This window comes from Streptomyces sp. NPDC127129 (assembly GCF_042671585.1).
Classification (GTDB): Bacteria; Actinomycetota; Actinomycetes; order Streptomycetales; family Streptomycetaceae; genus Streptomyces.
In genome coordinates this window covers 221,885-241,964 of sequence record NZ_JBHXTV010000002.1, presented here as the reverse complement: position 1 = coordinate 241,964, position 20,080 = coordinate 221,885, and the positions used below count along the sequence as shown (strand labels likewise).

The following is a 20,080-nucleotide window of genomic DNA, read 5'->3' as shown; positions in this document are numbered from 1 at the left end:
GGCGACCACCGTCCTTGGGATCACGGCCCCGACCTGGTGTCAGGCGCCTCGCGCCCCCGCCGGCCGAGGGGCCGGCGGTCCCACCTCTCTCGAACGTATCCGGCCTCCCCGGGGACGGCGACCGGAGCGGTGCCCCCTGCGCGCGTCCCGACCCGCCCTCAGAGCACCGCGATCGGGTTCACCGGCGACCCTGTCGCTCCGGTCAGCCGCAGGGGCGCCACCACGCACAGGAAGCTCCAGCGGCCGGCCTCGGCGCAGGCCGGGGCGAGCTCCTCGAACCGCAGGTAGTCCATGAGATGGATGCCCATGGCGTGGATGGCCAGGACGTGTACGGGAAAGGCGACGTCCCTCACCGCGCTGGGCGCCGTGTCGTTGTTGCCGTCTCCGCCCAGGACCGCGACCTCGCGCTCGGCCAGGAACTCCACGGCGGTCGGGTGGAGACCCACGCGCGCCCCGGCCACGTCCCAGGGCCCCAGTTCCGTACGCCTCAGACGATGCCCGACCCTCACGAACAGCAGGTCGCCCGGTCCGACGCGGACCCCTTGCGCGGCCTCGGCGGCCGTCAGATCGCCCGAGGTCACATGGTCGCCCGGCTCCAGCCAGGGCACGCCGCGCAGCCGCGGGATGTCCAGCAGGACGCCCCGTCCGACGATGCCGTCCCCGAGCCGGTCCACGGAGAGCCTGCGGGCGCCCTCGGGCGTCACCGTGCTCGCGGGCACACCGCCGTACAGCTCACCGTCGAACAGGACATGGCACAGGGCGTCGAGATGGCTGTCCGCGTCGCCGTGCACGTTCATGGAGAAACGGTCCGTGGCGAAGTACAGCCCGTCCGCGCCGATGTCGTCCGCACGCGGTCCGGTCATCCGGTGCACCGCCGGCTCGGGGTCGTCCGGGCCCCGCACGGTGTCGATCGGCGCGGCCAGCGACACCGTGCGTCCGGTGCGTACCTCCGCGGCGGCCGCCGCCACCCGTTCGGGCGTCAGAAGGCGGAGCGCGCCGTACGGCCCGTCCACCGTCGGCGGAGCCGCCCCCGCCCTCAGCCGCTCGTAGAGCGCCCGGAAGTCGAGCGCGGTCATGTCCCCGGCCTGCGGCGGTTCGCCGGGCGGAGTCACGCGTTCCTCCACGGGCTCAGGCCCCAGCGGAGCACATGGGTCGCGCCCGGCCGCAGGACGGTGAGGTCCGTACCGCTGCGGAAGGCGTCCGCCGGACAGGACATCGCCTCCACGGCGACCCCCCGCCGCCGTTCGGGCTCGGGCAGGGTGTCGCCCGTGAACACCTGCACGTACCGGGTTCCCTCGCCCAGCCAGAGATCGACGCCGTGCAGTCCCGAGGGGTGCGCGAGCCGCACGACCGCCCGCCCGTCAGGGGCGCGGTCGAGTCCGGTGAAGGCCGTGTCCAGGCGCAGATCGCCGATGGGGCGGGCCGTGCGGAAGTCGTACGGGGTGCCGTCGACGGGCTCGCGTCCGACGGGCAGACCCCTGTCGTCGGTCCGCAGCAGATACCGGGCGGGCACGGTCAGCACGGCGCTGTCGACGAGGTCGGTGCCGACCGTCAGGTAAGGATGCTGACCGACGCCGTAAGGCGCGGGCTCGGTACCGGTGTTGGTGGCGTGGAGGGTGATGCCGAGACCGTCCGGCCCCAGCCGGTACTCGACACGTACATCGAGGAGGAACGGATACCCGGGCTGGGGGCAGAGCGTGGTCCCGAGCATCAACGAGTCCTCGGTGCGGGCGAGCGGCTGCCACAGGACCCAGCGGAGAAGTCCGTGGATCGCGTTGCCCTTCTCCACCTCGTTCAGGGGGAGTTGCAGACTCCTGCCGTCGAACCCGTACAGCCCGTCGCCCACGCGGTTCGGCCACGGGACGAGCAGCTGGCCTCGCCCGCCCCGGATGGCGGACCCCTCGGAGAACCCGTCGAGCAGCGGTCGCCCGCCGGCGACGTAGTCGCGCAGGGCGCCGCCCAGCTGAACCACGACGGCGCTCTGGTCTCCTCGGACGAGCTCCCATGAGGTGCCCGTGGAGCTGCGCGACATGAGCGCCAGGACCGCCGCGACGACGGCCTCCGGAGACTGGTCCACCTCCACGGCCACCGCGTGCTCGTCGGGCTCGGGCTCCTGGAGCGCCGCGAGCTGGCTGTCCAGCAGCGACACCGGGAAGAAGTGACCGCGACGCGCGGCCAGCCGGGACCGCAGCAGCTCGCGTGAACCGTGCAGGTACACCAGAAGGATCTCGGGGCGCCCTGCCAGCAGCGCGTCCCGGTAGTCACGCTTGAGCGCCGAGCAGCTCACGACGGCCTGCCGACGGGCCGCGATCATCTGGTCCATCCACTCCCGCACCGCTCGGAGCCACGGCTCCCGGTCGCGGTCCGACAGGGGATGACCAGCGGCCATCAAGGCGCGGTCGGCCTCGGAGTGGAGCTCGTCCGCGTCCTGGTACGCCCAGCCCAGCCGCTCGGCGAGAAGGCGCCCCACGGTCGTCTTGCCCGACCCGGCGACGCCGACGACGAGCACCAGTTGCGGCGTCATGACCGGCTCCTCCGTCGTCGCCCGCCGAAGCGTGTCCGCCCCACGGGGCGGATACCTCCAATCTGACGCCCGCCGTCCCCCGCCGCACGTCGGGGCCCACGGGGCACTGGGGCCCCGGGTCACTGGGGGCCCACGGGTCACTGGGGCGGCGGAATCCTCGCCGGACGGCTGACCGAGGCGTCCGCGTCCGTACCCGCGGGCGACCTCCTGACGGCCGCCCCGCTCCCCGCGGCCGCCGCGTGCAGGGCCTTCAGGGCGACCAGGAGCACGCCGATGTCGTCCAGGTACACGGGGTCCGGGATCAGGTCGACGGGCGAGACCGTGTACACCACCGCCGCCCAGAACAGAGCCTTGGACTGCAACGGGACCCCGGCGTCCACCAGCAGCCGCCGAGCCTGGAAGACGCGTACGAGCAGAACGGCGGCGAACCCCGCCGCCACGAGCAGGAGAACCAGGGCCACGAGGAGCCAGAGGGAGCTGTCCATGCTGCACTCCTACCCTCGTACGGCCCAGGCCGCGCCGATCGTCCGCGACGGTTACGAGGCTACGACGGTTGTGAGGGGTTTGACCGCCCGGGAAGCGGCAAGCCGAACCGACAGGCGCCCAACAAGCAGTGACGAAAAGCCAGCCAGGAGTCACGATCGAGGAAGGCAGCCATGTCGACCCTGACCACAGTTCTCGTCCTCGCGGCGGTGGTCGCCGCACTGGTGGCGGCCGGTTTCCTGCTCCGGGCCCGCATGGGCACGGGCAGCGGCACGCGCTCCCTCAGGCGACGTTTCGGCCCCGAGTACGACCGCGCCCTGGAGAGGCACGGGGGTGACAGCGAGGCCGCCCACCGCGATCTGCGTGAGCGGGTCGAGCGGCACGGCGGCATCCGCCCCCTGCCGCTGGAGCAGGCGGTCCGCGAGCACTACTCCGCTCAGTGGACGATGCTCCAGGAGCGCTTCGTCGACGCGCCGCGGCAGGCCGTCGCCGACGCCGAGGAGCTCCTCACCCGGATCGCCGCGACCCGGGGCTTCCCGGAGCCCGACCGGCGCGAGGAACAGCTCGCCGCCCTGTCGGTCCACCATCCGCACCACGTGGAGGGCCTGCGCACGGTACACCGCGCGGCGCGCTCCGACGCGGCCTCCACGGAGGAGCTGCGGGAGGCGCTGGTGCACGCACGTGCCCTGTTCGAGGGCCTGACGGCGGCCGGGAGCCCGACCGCCACCCAGGGCGCACGGACACGGCCGGTGGCCGGGCACGACCGCAGGCATCTCCTCAAGCCGAAGGGAAGTGGTGCGTGATGGCACGCGAGAACCGGGACCGGCGGGCAGCGGGCGGGGCCGAGGGCGGTGCGCGGCGCGAAACGCGGCGCGACATCGCACCCGAGGCCGCGAAGGCCCCGGGCGCGGCGGGCGGCGCCGGCGGACCGGCGCCCACCGGGAACGGGGGAGTACCCTCCGCGCCCGTGCCCGCCCAGCGCACCGGCGATCCCACGGTGCCGCCGGTCGGCGCGCCCCCGCCGCCGCCCCCGCTCCCCGCCCCGCGCACACCGGCTCCGCCGGCCCCGCCTCCGGCCATGCCGCTGTCGAAGGCGCCCCAATCCGCCGTCCCGCCCGGCGACCCCGGTGCCACGGGCAGGAGCGGTGGGAGCCGCACGAACGCTCCCGCCGCGACCCCCGCCGCGCCTCGCGGACGGGACACGACGGACCGGCCGGACGACGGCTCCGCGGCCCGTACGGGACACGGTGCCGACGCCGACGGAGGCCCGGCCGGGCAGCTCCTCGGTGAGGGCGAACGCGACCGCCTCGGACAGCGCCTGCACCATGCGCTCGCGGGGTTCGTCGACTCGCCCCGGGGCTCGGTCGCCGAGGCGGCCGAGGTGCTCGCCGCGGCGGAGCGAGAGCTCATCGCCGCCCTGCGGGACCGCAGCACCGCGTTGCGGGCGGGCTGGCAGGAGAACGGCGGCGCGGACGGGCCGGGTCCCGACACCGAGCAGCTCCGGCTCACCCTGCGGACCTACCGCGAGGTGACGGAACGGCTGCTCAGGGCGTGACCCGGCTCCGCCCACCGCGGAGCGCGGAAGCCCCCATGGCTCCCCATGGGGGCTTCCGCCGTGCGGCTCGTCCCCGCCGGAGAACCCCGCATCGACCGGTCGTGGCACCGTCTCGAGTACGTGTGCGAAAGTGGCCCGGTGACGACGCCCGAGAAGACCGACCACCACCTCCTCTTCGGCTGCATGGGCCTCGGCGGAGGCTGGGACCCGGCGCCCCACACGGCCGCCGACATCGACGAGGCGGAGACCGCCGTCGAGGCGGCGCTGGACAGCGGCATCACCGCGTTCGACCATGCCGACATCTACCGGCACGGAAAGTCGGAGGCGGTCTTCGGCGAGGTCCTGGCCCGCTCGGCCGGCCTGCGTGAGCGGATCACCCTGCAGACCAAGTGCGGCATCCGCCTGCCCGAAGGGGACCGGCCGGGCCTGTACGACCTGCGAGGCTCCTCCATCGTCCGCCGGGTCGAGGAGAGTCTGCGGCGGCTGCGCACCGACGTCCTCGACGTCCTTCTCCTGCACCGCCCCGACCCGCTCGCGGACCCCGCCGACATCGCCGATGCCCTGACCTCCCTCCACCGGCAGGGGCTCGTGCGCCGCTTCGGTGTCTCGAACATGAACGCCGCGCAGATCGCCCGGCTCCAGGCCCACATGGACCTGCCGCTCGTGGCCAACCAGCTGGAGATGAGCCTGCACCGGCGCGCCTGGCTGGAGGACGGTGTCCTCGTCAACGTCCCGGAGTCCGCGGCCAACGGTTTCCCCGCCGGTACCGTCGAGCACTGCCTGACCCACGGCATCGAACTGCAGGCGTGGGGGTCGCTGGCACAGGGCCGCTACACCGGGGCGGCACCCGGGACCCCGGAGGAGACGGCCACGGCCGCGCTGGTGGCCTCGCTCGCCGAGGCCAAGGGCACCACACCGGAGACGATCGTGCTCTGGTGGCTGCGGCGCCACCCGGCCCGCATCGCCCCTGTCATCGGTACCTCGAACCCTGAGCGCATCCGGGCCTGCCGGGACGCGGCGACGGGCGAGCCGGACCTGAGCCACGACGAGTGGTACGCCCTGTGGATCTCCGCCCGGGGCGCCGCACTGCCGTAGCCGAAGAAATCCCGATTCCCCTTCCCCTTCCCATCCCCATTCCCATTCCCGATTTCCGATTTCCGATTCTCCGAGAGAACTCGCGCATGCGCAGGGATGTCTGACGAACTGCGGGGCAGGCGAAGCACCTGGAGGTCGATAGGAATGGTTCCTCTTCTTTTGGTTCTGCTGATCGTGCTGGTTCTCTTCGGCGCCGGTTTCGCGGTGAAGGCGCTGTGGTGGATAGCCGTGCTCGCGCTCATCCTCTGGTTGCTGGGCTTCGTGGTCCGGCCCCAGGGGCGTACGGGCCGCTGGTACCGCTGGTAGTGAGCGCGTCGTGTCCCGGGTCCGTGGGCGCCAACCCTCGACGGGGTGGCGCCCACGGGCTTGTGTGCGGCGGGCAGTCAGGGGAATCCGGGAAACAGAAGAAAGGACGGCATCATGCGAAGGAGGACGGGCGATGGGTGAGGTGAACGGCACGGCGAGCGCGGTGCGTCGGCCGTCGCTGTCGGCGAGCGTGGCCTACGAGGAGGCCGACATGGGAGTGACGACGATCGCGTCGGCCCGCGACTTCGCGGCCGACTTCCTCACCGCCGCACCGGCCGCCGGCGGCGAACCGGTGCCCCAGGAGCGTGTCGACGTGGCCCGCCTGGTGGTCAGCGAACTGGTGACCAACGCGGTACGGCACGCGCCGGGCCCCTTCCGGGTGCTTCTCGAATGGTTCGAGGACGCCTTGGACATCTCGGTGGCCGACCGGCTCGACGCCGCCCCCGCACCCCGGCCCCACGATCCCCAGCGCGTCGGCCAGCACGGTCTCGAGATCGTCGTGGCGGTGTGTGAGAGCGTGCGCGTGGAGCGGGAGTTGACCGGGAAGCGGGTGCGGGCCCGTCTCTCGCTGGCTTGAAACAGCTGGCTGAAAGTCGACTGACATGTCCTGGGGAAGTGGGGGTAGGCGAAGCCAGCACGGGGGGCAACCGCTGCCGACGGACGAGAGAAGGTCATCAAGTGCCGACCGAGGTGACGACGGAGACGAGGACTGGTGTCGAGACGGGTACGGAGGACCTTCCCGTACTCGAATCTCCCCGCAAGGTCGCTCCGAAGGACGCGCGGGAGCTGTCGAAGGTGTTCTTCGACAAGCTGGCGGTGTTGGAGGAGGGGACGCACGAGTACCAGTACGCGCGCAACACGCTGATCGAGATGAACATGTCGCTCGTCCGCTACGCGGCCGGCCGCTTCCGGGGGGCCCGCGGCGACGAGATGGAGGACATCGTCCAGGTCGGAACCATCGGTCTGATCAAGGCCATCGACCGGTTCGACCTCTCCAGGGAGGTGGAGTTCACCAGCTTCGCCATCCCGTACATCGTCGGTGAGATCAAGCGCTTCTTCCGCGACACCTCCTGGGCGGTCCACGTACCGCGCCGGTTGCAGGAAGCCCGGCTGGAGCTGGCCAAGGCCACCGACGAACTGAGCTCCCGGCTCGGCCGCGCGCCGAGCGTGGCGGAGCTGGCGAGCCTGATGAACCTCTCCGAGGACGAGGTGATCGAGGCACGGATCGCCTCGAACGGCTACAACTCGGCTTCACTCGACGCGGCCATCGGCCCTGACGGCGAGGACGACGCCACGGCGCTCGCCGAGTTCATCGGAGTGGAGGACCCGGCGCTCGAACTCTTCGAGGAGTTCCACACGCTGGCGCCGCTGCTGGTGGAACTCGACGAACGCAGCCGCCGGATCCTGCATCTGCGTTTCGTCGAGGAGCGGACGCAGTCGGAGATCGGCAAGGAGCTCGGCATCTCCCAGATGCACGTCTCCCGCCTGCTCTCCCGCAACCTGGAGCAACTGCGCAAGGGCATGCTCGACGAGTCGTGACCATCTCCCCCCCCCCACGGCGGAACGGCCTCACCAACCCCCTTCTGGTGAGGCCGTTCCGTGCGTACACGGAGAACCACGGGTGCCCGCCTAGGTCACGGAGCAGTAGACCCGGAGCCCCTGGTCCGTGGCCCTGCGCGCCAAGCCGGCGAGGTCGGCGAGGTGGTCGACCGCCTCGGCCTCGGCGATGTCGTCGCCGGCCTCCCGACGCAGACGGGACCAGGCTCGGGCGACGGAGTCGAGCTGTTCCCGATCCGCCGTGCCGAGTGATTTCTGCAGACGCTCCGAGAACACGAAGACGTACGTGCCGTCGTTGGTGAGCCACGTCAGCATCCACGGCTCGCCGGCGTGGACGAGCGCCTCCGGGGTCACCCCGGTGAACAGCCCCTCCCACTCGACCACGGCATCGGACGGATCGTAGTCGCCCACGAGCACCGCTTCGAACGCGCCGGCCGTTCCGAACCCCTGCACCTGTGCGGCCGATTCGTCGTCCGGCGCGATGAAGTACTCCCAGCAGTCCACCGCCGCATCCTGCCCGACCCGGGGCTTCCCCGGCACCGGGATTCGCCGGACAGTGCCTGGCTCCCCGCTTGCGGAGGATCCACAGCCGCGCCCGGCTGATCCGACACGCGCGTGAGCTACCGCCGTGGCATATGCGCTCACATTGTGTGACGATAGGCTACGATTCAGCTACTGTAAGTCACCAAGGAAGGGATGTCCCATGGCCATGTCGATCAATGAAGCCCGCGACCTCAAGGCGGCCCGCAGCAAGGAGCAGGCCGCGGCCCCGGGCGCGACCTGGCTGGCCGTCGCCGGCTGGCCCAGCTGGCAGGATGCCGTCGACTTCGCCAACCTCGAACCGGCCCAGGCGGGCGGTGAGTTCATCGCCAGCCACAACGCGGACGGCACGGTCGACGGCTCGTACTTCTTCTGACGCGTCGCCGTAGCGACCTGGAGGTGAGGTGACGCGCGATCAGTGCTCTGGCCGTGTCACCTCACCTCACCCACTCGCCGACGAGCCGCTGCGCGGTGGGCCTAGTCGCCCCGGGACGGGATGGGCGTGGCCTGGTGGTAGTACATGCGCCAGCCCGCCCCTTCGTCCGACGATCTGCGCCACAGCGAGCTCCGGCGCGCCCGGCGGCCCTCGATCTCGGTCTCGTACGTCAGGTGCACCACACCCGGAGCCAGCACGACGCCCGTCATGCCCGACGGCTCGTACCGGGGGCCCTGCGCCGAGTTGCCGGTCATGGCCGGCAACTCGGCCAGCATCTGCTCGTACGACCATCGCCGGCCCGAGGCGCCGACCTCCACGAACTCCGGGTCCAGGAGTTGCCTGGCCTCCGCCCGCGACGTCCGCACCTCCGGGTCCATGAGCCGCAGCTCGCCCCTGATCGCCTCGTCTACCTCGTTCGCTTCATCGTTCACCCCGGTATCATCGCCCGCCTCAATCCGACCTGTTCGCCCGGCGGCGCGCCCTTCGCTTCAGCGACTGCCGTTCGCCCTCGTCCAGGCCGCCCCACACGCCCGTCACCTGGCGGGAGTCGTCCATCGCCCAGCGCAGGCATTCCTCCCTCACCGGGCAGCGTCGGCAGACCTCCTTGGCCTCCTCGACCTGCATCAGTGCCGGTGCTCCCGTCCCCACCGGGAAGAAGAGGTCGGGGTCGACATCCTGGCAGGCCGCACGTGCACGCCAGCTGTCCAACATCATGTCCTCCTGTCGTCTCCATACGTGTGTCCGTCGCGCGGGATCTCCGGGTCTACGGCCGCGCGAACAGCGATGAGGTCTCGGCCGCCCAGACGATCCGCGCGGCCTCCTCTCCTTCGGGCACGGCGCCGTACGTCTCGCCCAGCCAGCTCCGCAGACCCGCGCGGTCGACGTCGACCACGGCGAACCGCTCGACCGGGCCCAGTCGCATGCGGACGCGCCCCTCCCTGCCTCCGCGGCGCAGGGGACACAGCCGGACGTCGCCCTCGCCGCTCAGGACGCGGGTCCCGGAGCGCAGCAGCTCACGGGAGAACGTCCAGTCGACCGTCTCGCCCAGCGGAGGCCGGAAGGCGACGCGTACCGCCCAGGGGTCGTCGGGGTCGTAGTGGAACGTCGCCTCGACGGGCAGACCGATCCCTCCGTGGATCCGGCGCGCCGTGGTCCGCCACGACCGCACCAGAGGTGCCGGGGGTGGCTGGGCGGTCTCGTGCCGGCTCGATTCAGACATCGTCACCCGTTCCGTCGGGGGCAGTCGCGCGCCGTCCTAACGGCGCCGTACCCCCGCTCGTAACCGCGGACCGGGATTTCACGCCTGCTCTCTGTGAGAGGGGCGTGAAAGGCATGCCCGGGGCCGGAATTCTCGCTTCCAGGTTCGGTTCGGGCTCACTCGGGCGAATGCCTGGCCCGGCTCGGGGCAGGCGGAGCCGAGGCGGGGCAGGCGCCCCGCAGGGAAAGGCATACGGAAGAGGAGGACGGCAGCGTTCCGTTGGCCGTCCTCGCCTACCGGAGGAGTTGTTTTCGCGTGACTGAGCAGGTGTGGAGCTACAAGTCGACCGCGGGTCATCTGGCCGGCACGGACCTGACCGGCTACAAGGTCGAGGCGACCGACGGCAGCATCGGGAAGGTGGACAAGCACTCCGACCAGGTCGACGACGCCTACCTCGTCGTGGACACCGGGGTCTGGATCTTCGGCAAGGAGGTCCTCCTCCCGGCCGGCACCGTGGTGCGGATCGACGTGGACGACCGGAAGATCTTCGTCGACCGGACCAAGGAACAGATCAAGGACGCTCCCGAGTTCCACCGCGACAAGCACCTCGAGGACCCCGACTACCGCCACGGCATCGGCACCTACTACGGACTGGGCGGCCCGTTCGGCGGCCCGATGATCTGAGACACCGTGGGGCGGTAAGGCGGGAGGGCCCGGACTCGACGAGTCCGGGCCCTCCCGCCGTCGCCGTACCCCCCGGCCCGTGTCGCCCTGCCACCCCCGGCCCGTGCGGAGGCGATCACCGGAGGGTCTGCGTAGCCTGAGAGCCACGGGCCGTTACCTGCCGCCGCCCCGCGAGACGTCCTGAGGAGAACCGCGGAGGTCGTGTGTCGACGTACGAGGATGTGCTGGCCGATCTGTTGAGCCGCTCCCAACTGCTGTCCGTACGGGAGCTCGCGGGCCTCGTCGACGACGCCGGGCGGCACATGGGGCTCCAGGGCACGGCCATGTATGTGGCGGACCTGCAGCAGATCCGGCTCATCGCACTGCCCCAGCCGGGTGCCGCGCGGCAGGAGAACCTCGACATCGACACCTCGCTCGCGGGTCTGGCCTACCGTACGCAGCAGGTGCAGCGGTCGAGGGACGGCGGCACCGCCTGGCTGCCGATGATCGACGGAATCGAGCGCCTCGGCGTCCTGATGGTGACGGCGCCCTCACTGGGGGACGCCCTGCTCAGGCGCAGCGAGACGCTCGCCGGTGTGGCGGCTCTGCTCGTGGTGTCGAAGTCGTCCCACAGCGACCTGCTGGTCGAGGTCGAGCGCATGCGGGCGATGACGGTGCAGGCGGAGCTGCTCTGGGCCTTCCTGCCACCGCGGACGATCGGTACGGCGGAGGTGACCTCCTCGGCGGTGCTGGAGCCCGCGTACGACATCGGCGGCGACACCTTCGACCACAGCCTGGACGAACGGGGCCTCCACCTGACGGTCATGGACTCCATGGGCCACGACCTCGCCTCGGGCGGAGCCAGCGCCGCCGGGCTTGCCGCGTGCCGCGCGACCCGCCGTTCCGGCGGTTCGCTGACCGACATCGTCACCGCGATCGACCGGATCCTGGACCAGTGGTTCATCGACCGGCTCATGACCGCCGTCGTCGCCCACCTGGACACCTCCGACGGACGGCTGACCTGGATCAACTGCGGACATCCGCCGCCCCTGCTCATCCGCCAGGGAAGGGTTCTGCCGCAGGTACTGGCCCGGGAGTCCGACCTGCCCCTCGGGTGGGGATTCGTCACCGAGTTCCCGCCCACCGAGCACTCCCAGCGCCTCCAGCCCGGTGACCGGATCCTCCTCTACAGCGACGGAGTCACCGACGCCCGCTCGCCCGACGGGGATCTGTACGGCGAAGAACGGCTGGCCGACACCGTCATCCGTGCCACCGCGGCGGGCGATCCCGCCCCCGAAGCCCTCCGGCGCCTGATCCTGGGCCTGCGGCAGCACCAGGGCCACAAGCTCCGTGACGACGCCACCATCCTGCTCACCGAATGGCATCCCAGCGGACGCGGCACGACGGCACGGGCCCGGGCCGGTTCATGAGGCCTCCCGGACGGGCCCGCCCTCCCGCGCCGTGTGGCTCCGCCGGTCCCGCTCGAACGTGCGCAGCAGGTCCGCCGCGACGCTGACCGCGATCGTGGCGGGTTCCTTGCCCGTGATCTCGGCGATTCCGATCGGGGTCCTGATCCGGTCGATGGTGGCGTCGTCGTGGCCGCCCTCGGTGGCCAGGCGTTGCCGGAACCGCGCCCACTTGGCGGCCGACCCGATGAGCCCGATCGGGCCGAGACCGTCGGTGCGCAGGGCGGCGTCGCACAGCGCCGCGTCCTCGGCGTGGTCGTGGGTCATGATCAGGACGTGGGTTCCGGGCGGCAGTTCCGCGAGCACCTCCTCGGGAAGCAGCAGCGTGCGGTGTACATGGATCTGCGCCACCGCGTCCGCGAGCACCCCGAGCCGTTCGTCGGTGAGCATCTCGGGGCGGGTGTCGATCATGTGCAGATCGAGGTCGTGACGGGCCAGGACGCGGGCCAGTTCGAGGCCGACATGTCCGATGCCGAAGAGCGCCACCGCCGGGACCTGCGGCAGCGGTTCCAGCAGGACGCTCACGGCCCCGCCGCAGCATTGCACGCCGTGCCGGCCGACGACCTTGTCGTTGAGCGCGAAGTCCATCAGCTCCGGCTCGGCGTCGGGCGTCCCGATCAGCTCGCGGGCCCGGTCGATCGCGACGGCCTCGATGTTGCCGCCGCCGATCGAGCCCCAGGTCTCGGTCCGGCCGACCACGAGTTTGGCACCGGCCTTGCGTGGTGCGTGGCCGCGCACGGTCGCGACGGTCACGAGCACGCCGGTCTCCCGGCGGGCCCGCAACCGCGCGACCGCGGCGACCCAGGTCATGTCAGGCATGGCTCAACGAGGTCGCTCCGGCGGGGACTTCACGGCCGCCGCCGGCCTGGCCGGCGCGCGCGGCCTCGATGGCCCAGTACACCGCCTCAGGTGTCGCGGGGGAGGCGAGTTCCACGCCGACCCCGGCCGGCCCGAACGCCGCGGCGGCCTGCCGCAGTGCCTCTCGTACACAGAACGCCAGCATCAGCGGAGGCTCGCCCACCGCCTTGGAACCGTAGACCGCGCCCTCCTCGGTGGCGTTCTCCAGCAGCGTCACGTTGAACTCCTCGGGCATCTCCGAGAAGCTCGGCAGCTTGTACGTGCTCGCCGCCTGGGTCAGCAGCCGGCCGCGGTTCGGTCCCTCCCCGGCGTCCCAGCGCAGGTCCTCCAGCGTCAGCCAGCCCGCGCCCTGGACGAAGCCGCCCTCCACCTGACCGATGTCGATCATCGGGGAGAGGCTGTCGCCGACGTCGTGCACGATGTCCACCCGGCGGATGCGGTACGCGCCGGTGAAGCCGTCCACCTCCACCTCGGCCGCCGCGGCTCCGTAGGAGAAGTACTTGAACGGCGAGCCCCGGAACGACGTCGCGTCCCAGTGCAGCCCCTCGGTCCGGTAGAAACCGGCCGCCGAGAGCTGGACCCGCTGGAAGTACGCGGTGCGCACCAGCTCGTCCCAGTCCAGCTCCTTGTCGTGGCCGAGGACGCGCGCGACGCCCTCGACGATGCGCACGTCCGAGGCGTTCGCGCCCAGTTGGGTGCCGGCCACCCGCAACAGCCGCTCGCGCAGCTGCTCGCAGGCGTTCTTCACCGCGGCGCCGTTGAGGTCCGCCCCGGAACTGGCTGCCGTGGCGGAGGTGTTGGGCACCTTGTCGGTACGCGTGGGTGCCAGCCGCACCTTGTGCAGCGGGATGCCCAGCGTGGTCGCGGCCACCTGCAGCATCTTGGTGTGCAGGCCCTGCCCCATCTCGGTGCCGCCGTGGTTGATCAGGACCGAGCCGTCCTTGTAGATCAGGACCAGCGCGCCGGCCTGGTTGAAGGCGGTGAGGTTGAACGAGATGCCGAACTTGATGCCGGTGATCGCGAGCGCCCGCTTGGTGTGCGTGTGCGCCGCGTTGAAGGCCGCGACCTCCCGCCGGCGGTCGGCGAGCCTGGCGTCGTCCCGCACCTGGTTCCAGACGACGGAGATCCGCTCGGGCTGCGTGACCGGCTGTCCGTACGGTGTCGTCTGACCCTGCCCGGGCCGGTAGAAGTTGCGCTCCCGCAGCTCCGTCGGGTCCAGGCCGAGCAGCGGCGCGCACCGGCCCAGGATGTCCTCGATCACCAGCATGCCCTGCGGCCCGCCGAAGCCGCGGAAGGCGGTGTTGGAGACCTTGTGGGTCTTGGCGATGCGGCCGGTCACCCGCGCGTGGGGGATCCAGTAGACGTTGTCGATGTGGCACATCGCGCGGGCCACCACCGGCTCGGACAGGTCCAGGCTCCAGCCGCCGTCCGCGGTCAGGGTGGCGTCCAGTGCCTGGATGCGGCCGTCTGCGTCGAAGCCGATCTTCCACTGGGCGTGGAACCCGTGCCGCTTGCCGGACATGGTCAGGTCCTGGGTCCGGTTGAGCCGCACCCGGACCGGCCGGCCGGTCAGCCTGGCGCCGAGCGCGGCGACGGCCGCGAACCCGTGCGGCTGCATCTCCTTGCCGCCGAAGCCGCCGCCCATGCGCAGGCACTGCACGGTCACCTCGTGACTGTGCAGGCCGAGGACGTGCGCGACGATCTCCTGCGTCTCCGAGGGATGCTGAGTGCTGCTCTGGACGAACACCTGCCCGTTCTCGTCGACCAGGGCCAGCGCCGCGTGCGTCTCCAGATAGAAGTGCTCCTGGTCGGAGAACTGGAACTCCCCGGTGAACACGTGCGCGGAGTCGGCGAACCCGGCGTCGACGTCGCCGGTCTGCATGACGGGCCGCGCGCCGTGGAAACTGCCGGCCGCGATGGCGTCCTGCAGTGTGATCAGGGAGGGCTGTTCGTCGAGCTCCACCTCGACGGCCGCCGCACCGAGACGGGCCGCCTCCAGCGTCTCGCCGAGCACCCAGGCGACCGCGTGGCCGTGGAACATGACCTCGTCGGGGAAGAGCGGTTCGTCGTGCTTCATCCCGGCGTCGTTGACGCCGGGCACGTCGGCGACCGTCAGCACGCGCACCACACCGGGCACGGCGAGCGCCGGCTCGGTGCGGAGCGCGGTGATCCTGCCGTGGGCCTTCAAGACCTGCACGGGGTAGGCGTGCAGCACGTCCTTGGTACGGGAGACCAGGTCGTCGGTGTAGAGCGCGGCGCCCGTGACGTGCAGGGCGGCGCTCTCGTGCGGCAGCGAGACGCCGACGACCGGCTTCTCGGGGCGTTCGGACAGATGACTCATGACGACACCGCCTCGGTGGTCTGGGCGTACAGCTTGAGCAGGCTCTGGCCGAGCATCGCGGAGCGGTACTCGGCGCTGGCACGGTGATCGTCCATCGGCGTGCCCTGGGCCCGCAGCACCTGGGCCGCGGCCTCGACATGCTCGGCCGTCCAGGGCCTGCCCTCCAGGGCGGCCTCGGTGGCGAGGGCGCGGATCGGGGTGGCGGCCACGCCGCCGAGGCCGATGCGTGCCTTGCGCACGATCCCGTCCTCGATGTCGAGCGCGAAGGCGACGGCCACGCTGGAGATGTCGTCGAACCGACGCTTGGCGATCTTGTGGAAGGCCGTGACCGGCGAGAGGGGCAGCGGGAGGCGTACGGCCCGGATCAGCTCCCCGGGACGGCGCACGCTCTGCCGGTAGCCGGTGAAGTACTCCGCGAGCGGCACCTCACGCTCACCGTCGGCGCCGGCGAGGACCACCGACGCCTCCAGCGCGAGCAGCACCGGCGGGCTGTCACCGATGGGCGAGCCGGTACCGAGATTGCCGCCGAGGGTCGCGCTGTTGCGGATGAGCCGTGACGCGAACTGCGGGAACAGCTCGGCCAGGAGCGGGACGCGCCCGTCGAGCCGGCGCTCGATCTCGGTCAGCGTCTGCGCCGCCCCGATCACGACGGAGTCGGATTCCTCGCGCAGCTCCCGCAGTTCGGGCAGCCGGTCGACGGCGACCACGTAATCCGCCCTGCGGGAACGGATGTTCACCTCCACGCCCCAGTCGGTGCTTCCCGCGACGACCACCGCGTCGGGACGCTCGCCCAGCACACGCAGCGCTTCGGCCAGGGTGCCGGGCCGCACGAACGTGCTGCCGTCGCGGGTGTACTCGGTGGCGGCCGGCTCGGGCGGGGACTGCTCGCGACGCCGCGCCAGCGGGTCGTCCTCGGAGGGCGTACCGACGGCGAACGCGGCATCGCGAATCGGGCGGTAGCCGGTGCAGCGGCACAGGTTTCCGCTGAGGGAGTGCAGATCGAAACCGTTCGGGCCGTGCTCGGCGTCGGTGCCGCCGGCCGCGTCCGTGGGCGTGTCCGCTCCGGTGTCCGAGGCCACGTGCGCGCCGGCGCTCGCGCAGCGGTCCGGCCGGTAGTACTCGGAGGCCATGCTGCAGATGAACCCCGGTGTGCAGTAACCGCATTGGGACCCGCCGCGGACGGCCATCTCCTCCTGCACCGGGTGCAGTGCGGGCGGCCCGCCGGGGTCGCCCGCGGTGGCGAGACCTTCGGAGGTGATGACCTCCGAGCCGTCGAGCGCCGCGACCGGGACCAGGCACGCGTTGACCGCCACCCAGTCCGTCGGCTTGTTCACTCCGGGCCGTGCCACCAGGACCGAACAGGCGCCGCACTCGCCCTCGGCGCAGCCCTCCTTCGTCCCGGTGAGGCCGCGCTCGCGCAGGAAATCCAGCACGGTGGAGTGGGGAGCGGCCGGTGCGATCGGTGTTCCGTTCCCGTTGACCGTGATCCGCGCCTCTACCACGGCAGACCCCCGTTCCGGCGCACGGTCGGTGTGTTCGTCCCAGTAGTCATGTCAGGAGCTTCCTCGTTCGATTGCGCAGCGCGAGAACCCGGAGCGCGCGCATCGGCACGCAGCGGCGTGCCGCAGGCAGTAACAGAAATCGAGAGAGACCGGGGCCGCAATCGGGCACGCCGGGAAAGGGGCTGCTAGCAGCCGTGTGCTACGCGCCCGGGAGCCCAGGCGATCTCGTGAGCGAGGCGAATCTGCGCGGAGACGGTCGACATCCGACGTCGCCTCCTTCCATCAGCTCACGAGCGGGTGCGCTGAAACTACGACGCCGCAGGTCGATCGGTCAACCGGCGGGTGGCGAAAGCAGGCCCTGGTGGCCCATGCCGTGGTGCGAGGACCCGCATGCCGCGACACCATCGAGATGACCGTGGCAACCAGGAGGAGACGGAGGCGTCCATGGCGACCGGTTGGGAACCACGTTCTTCGGTCGACGACGAGGAAGGCGAGTGGCGTCCGCCCCTGGACGTGCCCCCGCCGGGGCGGCAGCGCCGGTGGACGGTCCTGCTGCGCTGGCTGCTGCTCGTCCCGCAGTTCGTCGTCGTCTTCCTCCTCTCGCTCGCCGCCTTCTTCGTCACGATCGCGGGCTGGTTCAGCGCCCTGGTCCTGGGCCGTCTCCCCGATCCGATCGCCTCGTTCCTCGGCTCGGTACTCGCCTATCAGACACGGGTCTCCGCCGCCGCCACCCTGCTCGTCGACCGCTACCCGCCGTTCGCCTTCGACGCCTCCGACTATCCGGTGCAGATCGAGCTGCGCAAGACCCCGCTCAACCGTCTGGCGGTGTTCTTCCGGCTCATCCTGATGATTCCGGCCGCGATCGTCAGCAGCCTCGCGCAGTCCGGCTGGTTCGCGATCAGCTGGGTGTTCTGGCTGATCGGCATCGTCCTGGGTCGCCTGCCGGAACCCGTCTTCGGCGCGACGGCGGCCGTCGTCCGGTACCGGATGAGGCTGTCCGCCTACGTCATGATGCTGACGCCCGTGTACCCGAAGGGAATCCTGGGCGACACCCCCGCTCCCGCCGGAGCCCAGCCCCACTCCGCCACCCGGCCGCTTCACCTGGGCACGGGAGCGCAGGTACTGGTCTGGCTCTTCCTCCTCCTCGGACTGGCGGGCCATCTGACGTCCGGCACGGTCCAGAGCGACATGGACGACGACCGGGCGGGGGCGGCCGCCGTATCGGCGGCGCGGTGACCTCTCCGCCGTCACCCGGCCGCCCCACGGCGAGGACGGCGCGCCGGCGAACCTCTCGGACGCCGACGCGCCGACGACTCGGCAGCCGGTTCACTGCTGGTTGATGTTGACCATCCACGTGATGCCGAACTTGTCCGTGCACATGCCGAACACATCGCCCCACATCTGCTTCTCCAGGGGGACGGACACGGTGCCGTCGGCGGACAGCTTGTCCCAGTAGCCGCGCAGCTCCGCCGCGTCCTCGCCGCTCAGGCTCACCGCGAAGTTGTTCCCGGGCGTGTGCTGGCTCCCGGGCGGGTTGTCGGCGCCCATCAGGGTGAAGCCGCCGGTGCTCTCGAGCATGCCGTGCATGATCTTGTCGGAGTACCCGGGCGGTGCCTCGGCGCCGAAGTCGCCGTAGGTGTTGAGGTTCAGGGTCCCGCCGAGGACCTCCTTGTAGAACTCCAGGGCTTGCTTCGCTTCACCGGAGAAGGTGATGTACGGATTGAGGCGAGACGCCACAAGAGGCTCCTTTCGTGACGAACGGTCGGTGCGGGGAGCCTATGCGCGGCGGCGGCGGATTCGAACGACGTGAACGCCGTGGTCACTCGCCCGGACGAAGGCGAGAGTGGACCTCACGGGGCTCTGGCCCGTCCCGGCCCGGAGGGATCACCTGTTCAGGGACTGTGCCAGGAGCCGTACAACTGGCTCCATGGGGAGGGGCGTCCGCCGTTGCGGCGCCGAACCGATGGCTCTCGTGACGAGGTGATCAGCGTTGGCGACCGACCGGTACGGTCACGACTTGTACAACGGCTCATCAGAGGCCGCCGCGCACCTGGACCGTGCGGTGGAGGACCTGCTCTTCTTCCGCCCCGCGGTGGTCGGCGCGGTCGGCGACCTCCTCGGTGCCGCCCCCGGCTCGCCGGTGGCGCAGGCGTTCGGCGCCTACCTCGGAGTGCTCGGCACGGAGCCGGCGGACGCCGCCGAGGCGCGCGGGCGATTCGACGGGTTCGTCTCCGGCCTCGACCTGACCGGGCTGCCCCTGCGGGAGCGACTGCACGCGGAGGCCGCCGGAAGTCTCCTCGCGGGCGATCTGAGGCGAGGCAGTGCCGTGCTCGAGGAGCTGACGGTGGCCTTCCCCCGCGACGCGCTCGCGCTCTTCGTCGGGCATCAGCTCGACTTCCTCACCGGTGACGCCCCGCGGCTGCGGGACAGGATCGGCGGAGCCCTCTCCGCCTGGGAGGAGGACGATCCTCACCTGGGCCCGCTCCTCGGCATGTACGCCTTCGGCCTGGAGGAGTCCGGGCACTACACCCACGCCCGGGAGACGGGCTCGGCCGCGGTCGAGCGGAACCGCCACGACGTGTGGGCCATCCACGCCGTCGTGCACACCTACGAGATGCAGGGCCGCTTCTCGGAGGGCATCGCCTTTCTCGACGCCCGCAGCGGAGACTGGTCCGGCGGCAACTTCCTCACGGTCCACAACTGGTGGCACTACGCGCTCTACGCGCTGGAGGCGGGCGACACCGACACCGCGCTCGGCGTCTACGACGCGGCACTGCACAACGAGGGGTCCAGGGGCCTGGCCATGGAACTCCTCGACGCGGCTGCCATGCTGTGGCGCTTCCGACTCGCGGGGTCCGACCAGACCCGCCGGTGGGAGGCGCTCGCGGACGCGTGGTCGGCGCGGTGCGACCCACCGTTCTACGTCTTCAACGACGTGCACGCCGTCATGTCCTACGTCGGTGCCGGCCGGACCGCCGAGGCGCGCCGGCTGATCGCCGACCGGCGGCGCTGGCTGGCGGAGCCGGGCACGGCCGTGGTCACCAACCACGCCATGACCGCCGAGGTGGGCCTGCCCGTGTGCGAGGCACTGGTCGCCCATGCGGCGGGGGACCACGACACCGTGGTGGAGCAGCTGTGGCCGCTGCGGCGCCGGCTCCACGAGTTCGGCGGCAGCCACGCCCAGCGCGACGCGATTCAGAAGACCCTCGTCGAAGCCGCCCTGAAGTCCGGACGGCACGACGTGGCGCGGGTCCTGATCAGCGAGCGGACCGCGCTGCGCCCGCACAGCCCGTACAACTGGCTGAGCAGGGCCCGCCTGGCGGACTCACTGGGCGATGCCGCCCAGGCCGCCGTCGCCCGCGACCGGGCGGGCCGGCTCGGCCGGTCAGGGGACCTCACGACCGACCGGTTCTGAGGCCGCCTCCACCTGCCGCGAGTTCCTTCGCCGGGTCGGCCGTCCTGGCCCGGTACGTTCAGGTCGTCCCGGCGGTGGCGGGCGCGTACGTCCTCGTCCCACCGCGCGGTCGCGGCCTTGCGCCAGGAAGGGGCAAGGACC

The 20,080-nt window shown here is 71.6% G+C and carries 22 protein-coding genes; 11 read left to right on the top strand and 11 right to left on the bottom strand.

Features of this window, described 5'->3' with window-relative positions:
* Positions 1-158: 158 nt before the first annotated feature.
* From ACFVGW_RS04440 to ACFVGW_RS04430, 3 genes are all read right to left on the bottom strand, one after another.
* On the bottom strand, positions 159-1,076 hold the full coding sequence (locus tag ACFVGW_RS04440) for a cyclase family protein (RefSeq protein ID WP_385851011.1): 918 nt from the start codon (positions 1,074-1,076) through the stop codon (positions 159-161).
* A gap of 32 nt (positions 1,077-1,108) precedes the next feature.
* Positions 1,109-2,524, bottom strand: coding sequence for a gluconokinase, GntK/IdnK-type (locus tag ACFVGW_RS04435; RefSeq protein WP_385850733.1), 1,416 nt, complete (start codon positions 2,522-2,524; stop codon positions 1,109-1,111).
* Between the two features lie 137 nt (positions 2,525-2,661).
* Complete coding sequence (locus ACFVGW_RS04430) at positions 2,662-3,009, bottom strand: YkvA family protein (RefSeq protein ID WP_385850732.1); 348 nt, start codon at positions 3,007-3,009, stop codon at positions 2,662-2,664.
* Positions 3,010-3,180: 171 nt separating this feature from the next.
* Here ACFVGW_RS04430 and ACFVGW_RS04425 point away from each other — a divergent pair, with 171 nt between their 5' ends.
* The 6 genes from ACFVGW_RS04425 (at position 3,181) to ACFVGW_RS04400 (ending at position 7,502) form a co-directional block, all read left to right on the top strand.
* On the top strand, positions 3,181-3,810 hold the full coding sequence (locus ACFVGW_RS04425; protein WP_385850731.1) for a hypothetical protein: 630 nt from the start codon (positions 3,181-3,183) through the stop codon (positions 3,808-3,810).
* A complete protein-coding gene (locus tag ACFVGW_RS04420) occupies positions 3,810-4,562 on the top strand; it encodes a hypothetical protein (protein ID WP_385850730.1) in 753 nt (250 codons plus the stop codon). Before ACFVGW_RS04425 ends, ACFVGW_RS04420 begins: the two co-directional genes overlap by 1 nt.
* A gap of 138 nt (positions 4,563-4,700) precedes the next feature.
* Complete coding sequence (locus ACFVGW_RS04415; RefSeq protein ID WP_385850729.1) at positions 4,701-5,657, top strand: aldo/keto reductase family oxidoreductase; 957 nt, start codon at positions 4,701-4,703, stop codon at positions 5,655-5,657.
* A gap of 144 nt (positions 5,658-5,801) precedes the next feature.
* The gene (locus tag ACFVGW_RS04410) at positions 5,802-5,963 is read left to right on the top strand and encodes a hydrophobic protein (protein ID WP_383220774.1); all 162 of its coding nucleotides are present in this window, start codon (positions 5,802-5,804) and stop codon (positions 5,961-5,963) included.
* Positions 5,964-6,096: 133 nt separating this feature from the next.
* Positions 6,097-6,540 (top strand): ATP-binding protein, encoded by a 444-nt coding sequence (locus ACFVGW_RS04405; RefSeq protein ID WP_352186677.1) that lies wholly within the window; start codon positions 6,097-6,099, stop codon positions 6,538-6,540.
* A 101-nt stretch (positions 6,541-6,641) separates the two neighbouring features.
* Positions 6,642-7,502: an RNA polymerase sigma factor SigF gene (locus ACFVGW_RS04400; protein WP_352186676.1), complete on the top strand. Its 861-nt coding sequence runs from the start codon at positions 6,642-6,644 to the stop codon at positions 7,500-7,502.
* A gap of 90 nt (positions 7,503-7,592) precedes the next feature.
* Here ACFVGW_RS04400 and ACFVGW_RS04395 read toward each other — a convergent pair whose 3' ends face one another.
* Positions 7,593-8,024 carry a hypothetical protein gene (locus ACFVGW_RS04395; RefSeq protein WP_385850728.1) on the bottom strand — a complete coding sequence of 144 codons (432 nt, stop codon included), beginning with the start codon at positions 8,022-8,024 and terminating at the stop codon, positions 7,593-7,595.
* A 205-nt stretch (positions 8,025-8,229) separates the two neighbouring features.
* On the opposite strand from ACFVGW_RS04395, the gene ACFVGW_RS04390 reads away from it, so the two are divergent.
* Positions 8,230-8,436, top strand: coding sequence for a hypothetical protein (locus ACFVGW_RS04390; protein ID WP_383220777.1), 207 nt, complete (start codon positions 8,230-8,232; stop codon positions 8,434-8,436).
* 101 nt (positions 8,437-8,537) lie between these two features.
* Here the strand turns inward: ACFVGW_RS04390 and ACFVGW_RS04385 are convergent, their stop codons facing one another.
* The 3 genes from ACFVGW_RS04385 to ACFVGW_RS04375 form a co-directional block, all read right to left on the bottom strand.
* Positions 8,538-8,873: a DUF4440 domain-containing protein gene (locus ACFVGW_RS04385; protein ID WP_385851010.1), complete on the bottom strand. Its 336-nt coding sequence runs from the start codon at positions 8,871-8,873 to the stop codon at positions 8,538-8,540.
* Positions 8,874-8,946: 73 nt separating this feature from the next.
* Positions 8,947-9,207: a WhiB family transcriptional regulator gene (locus ACFVGW_RS04380; RefSeq protein WP_385851009.1), complete on the bottom strand. Its 261-nt coding sequence runs from the start codon at positions 9,205-9,207 to the stop codon at positions 8,947-8,949.
* A gap of 52 nt (positions 9,208-9,259) precedes the next feature.
* A complete protein-coding gene (locus ACFVGW_RS04375; protein ID WP_385850727.1) occupies positions 9,260-9,715 on the bottom strand; it encodes an SsgA family sporulation/cell division regulator in 456 nt (151 codons plus the stop codon).
* 294 nt (positions 9,716-10,009) lie between these two features.
* On the opposite strand from ACFVGW_RS04375, the gene ACFVGW_RS04370 reads away from it, so the two are divergent.
* Together ACFVGW_RS04370 and ACFVGW_RS04365 are read left to right on the top strand one after the other, a co-directional pair.
* The gene (locus ACFVGW_RS04370; RefSeq protein ID WP_385850726.1) at positions 10,010-10,378 is read left to right on the top strand and encodes a PRC-barrel domain-containing protein; all 369 of its coding nucleotides are present in this window, start codon (positions 10,010-10,012) and stop codon (positions 10,376-10,378) included.
* Between the two features lie 203 nt (positions 10,379-10,581).
* A complete protein-coding gene (locus tag ACFVGW_RS04365) occupies positions 10,582-11,787 on the top strand; it encodes a PP2C family protein-serine/threonine phosphatase (protein ID WP_385850725.1) in 1,206 nt (401 codons plus the stop codon).
* On the opposite strand, the gene xdhC is transcribed toward ACFVGW_RS04365, so the two are convergent.
* The 3 genes from xdhC to ACFVGW_RS04350 are packed head-to-tail and all read right to left on the bottom strand — an operon-like array spanning position 11,782 to position 16,524.
* Positions 11,782-12,633 carry a xanthine dehydrogenase accessory protein XdhC gene (xdhC, locus tag ACFVGW_RS04360; RefSeq protein WP_385851008.1) on the bottom strand — a complete coding sequence of 284 codons (852 nt, stop codon included), beginning with the start codon at positions 12,631-12,633 and terminating at the stop codon, positions 11,782-11,784. The two genes, ACFVGW_RS04365 and xdhC, sit on opposite strands and share 6 nt — an antisense overlap.
* A 1-nt stretch (position 12,634) precedes the next feature.
* Positions 12,635-15,022 carry a xanthine dehydrogenase molybdopterin binding subunit gene (gene xdhB, locus ACFVGW_RS04355; RefSeq protein WP_385850724.1) on the bottom strand — a complete coding sequence of 796 codons (2,388 nt, stop codon included), beginning with the start codon at positions 15,020-15,022 and terminating at the stop codon, positions 12,635-12,637.
* The gene (locus ACFVGW_RS04350) at positions 15,019-16,524 is read right to left on the bottom strand and encodes a xanthine dehydrogenase small subunit (RefSeq protein WP_385850723.1); all 1,506 of its coding nucleotides are present in this window, start codon (positions 16,522-16,524) and stop codon (positions 15,019-15,021) included. Before ACFVGW_RS04350 ends, xdhB begins: the two co-directional genes overlap by 4 nt.
* Before the next feature lie 444 nt (positions 16,525-16,968).
* On the opposite strand from ACFVGW_RS04350, the gene ACFVGW_RS04345 reads away from it, so the two are divergent.
* Positions 16,969-17,760, top strand: a complete 792-nt coding sequence (locus ACFVGW_RS04345) for a DUF4389 domain-containing protein (protein WP_385850722.1) — start codon at positions 16,969-16,971, stop codon at positions 17,758-17,760.
* A gap of 90 nt (positions 17,761-17,850) precedes the next feature.
* Here the strand turns inward: ACFVGW_RS04345 and ACFVGW_RS04340 are convergent, their stop codons facing one another.
* Positions 17,851-18,261: a VOC family protein gene (locus tag ACFVGW_RS04340; RefSeq protein WP_385850721.1), complete on the bottom strand. Its 411-nt coding sequence runs from the start codon at positions 18,259-18,261 to the stop codon at positions 17,851-17,853.
* A 253-nt stretch (positions 18,262-18,514) separates the two neighbouring features.
* Here ACFVGW_RS04340 and ACFVGW_RS04335 point away from each other — a divergent pair, with 253 nt between their 5' ends.
* Positions 18,515-19,939 (top strand): tetratricopeptide repeat protein, encoded by a 1,425-nt coding sequence (locus tag ACFVGW_RS04335; RefSeq protein ID WP_385850720.1) that lies wholly within the window; start codon positions 18,515-18,517, stop codon positions 19,937-19,939.
* Positions 19,940-20,080: the final 141 nt, after the last annotated feature.

Bases quoted from the DNA above. Each gene is read 5' to 3' on its own strand.
- ACFVGW_RS04430 (WP_385850732.1), bottom strand. From the start codon at position 3,009: ATGGACAGCTCCCTCTGGCTCCTCGTGGCCCTGGTTCTCCTGCTCGTG.
- ACFVGW_RS04390 (WP_383220777.1), top strand. From the start codon at position 8,230: ATGTCGATCAATGAAGCCCGCGACCTCAAGGCGGCCCGCAGCAAGGAG.
- ACFVGW_RS04405 (WP_352186677.1), top strand. From the start codon at position 6,097: ATGGGTGAGGTGAACGGCACGGCGAGCGCGGTGCGTCGGCCGTCGCTG.
- ACFVGW_RS04380 (WP_385851009.1), bottom strand. From the start codon at position 9,207: ATGTTGGACAGCTGGCGTGCACGTGCGGCCTGCCAGGATGTCGACCCC.
- ACFVGW_RS04425 (WP_385850731.1), top strand. From the start codon at position 3,181: ATGTCGACCCTGACCACAGTTCTCGTCCTCGCGGCGGTGGTCGCCGCA.
- xdhB (WP_385850724.1), bottom strand. From the start codon at position 15,022: ATGAGTCATCTGTCCGAACGCCCCGAGAAGCCGGTCGTCGGCGTCTCG.
- ACFVGW_RS04435 (WP_385850733.1), bottom strand. From the start codon at position 2,524: ATGACGCCGCAACTGGTGCTCGTCGTCGGCGTCGCCGGGTCGGGCAAG.
- ACFVGW_RS04420 (WP_385850730.1), top strand. From the start codon at position 3,810: ATGGCACGCGAGAACCGGGACCGGCGGGCAGCGGGCGGGGCCGAGGGC.
- ACFVGW_RS04385 (WP_385851010.1), bottom strand. From the start codon at position 8,873: ATGGACCCGGAGGTGCGGACGTCGCGGGCGGAGGCCAGGCAACTCCTG.
- ACFVGW_RS04440 (WP_385851011.1), bottom strand. From the start codon at position 1,076: ATGACCGCGCTCGACTTCCGGGCGCTCTACGAGCGGCTGAGGGCGGGG.
- ACFVGW_RS04375 (WP_385850727.1), bottom strand. From the start codon at position 9,715: ATGTCTGAATCGAGCCGGCACGAGACCGCCCAGCCACCCCCGGCACCT.
- xdhC (WP_385851008.1), bottom strand. From the start codon at position 12,633: ATGACCTGGGTCGCCGCGGTCGCGCGGTTGCGGGCCCGCCGGGAGACC.
- ACFVGW_RS04410 (WP_383220774.1), top strand. From the start codon at position 5,802: ATGGTTCCTCTTCTTTTGGTTCTGCTGATCGTGCTGGTTCTCTTCGGC.
- ACFVGW_RS04345 (WP_385850722.1), top strand. From the start codon at position 16,969: ATGGCGACCGGTTGGGAACCACGTTCTTCGGTCGACGACGAGGAAGGC.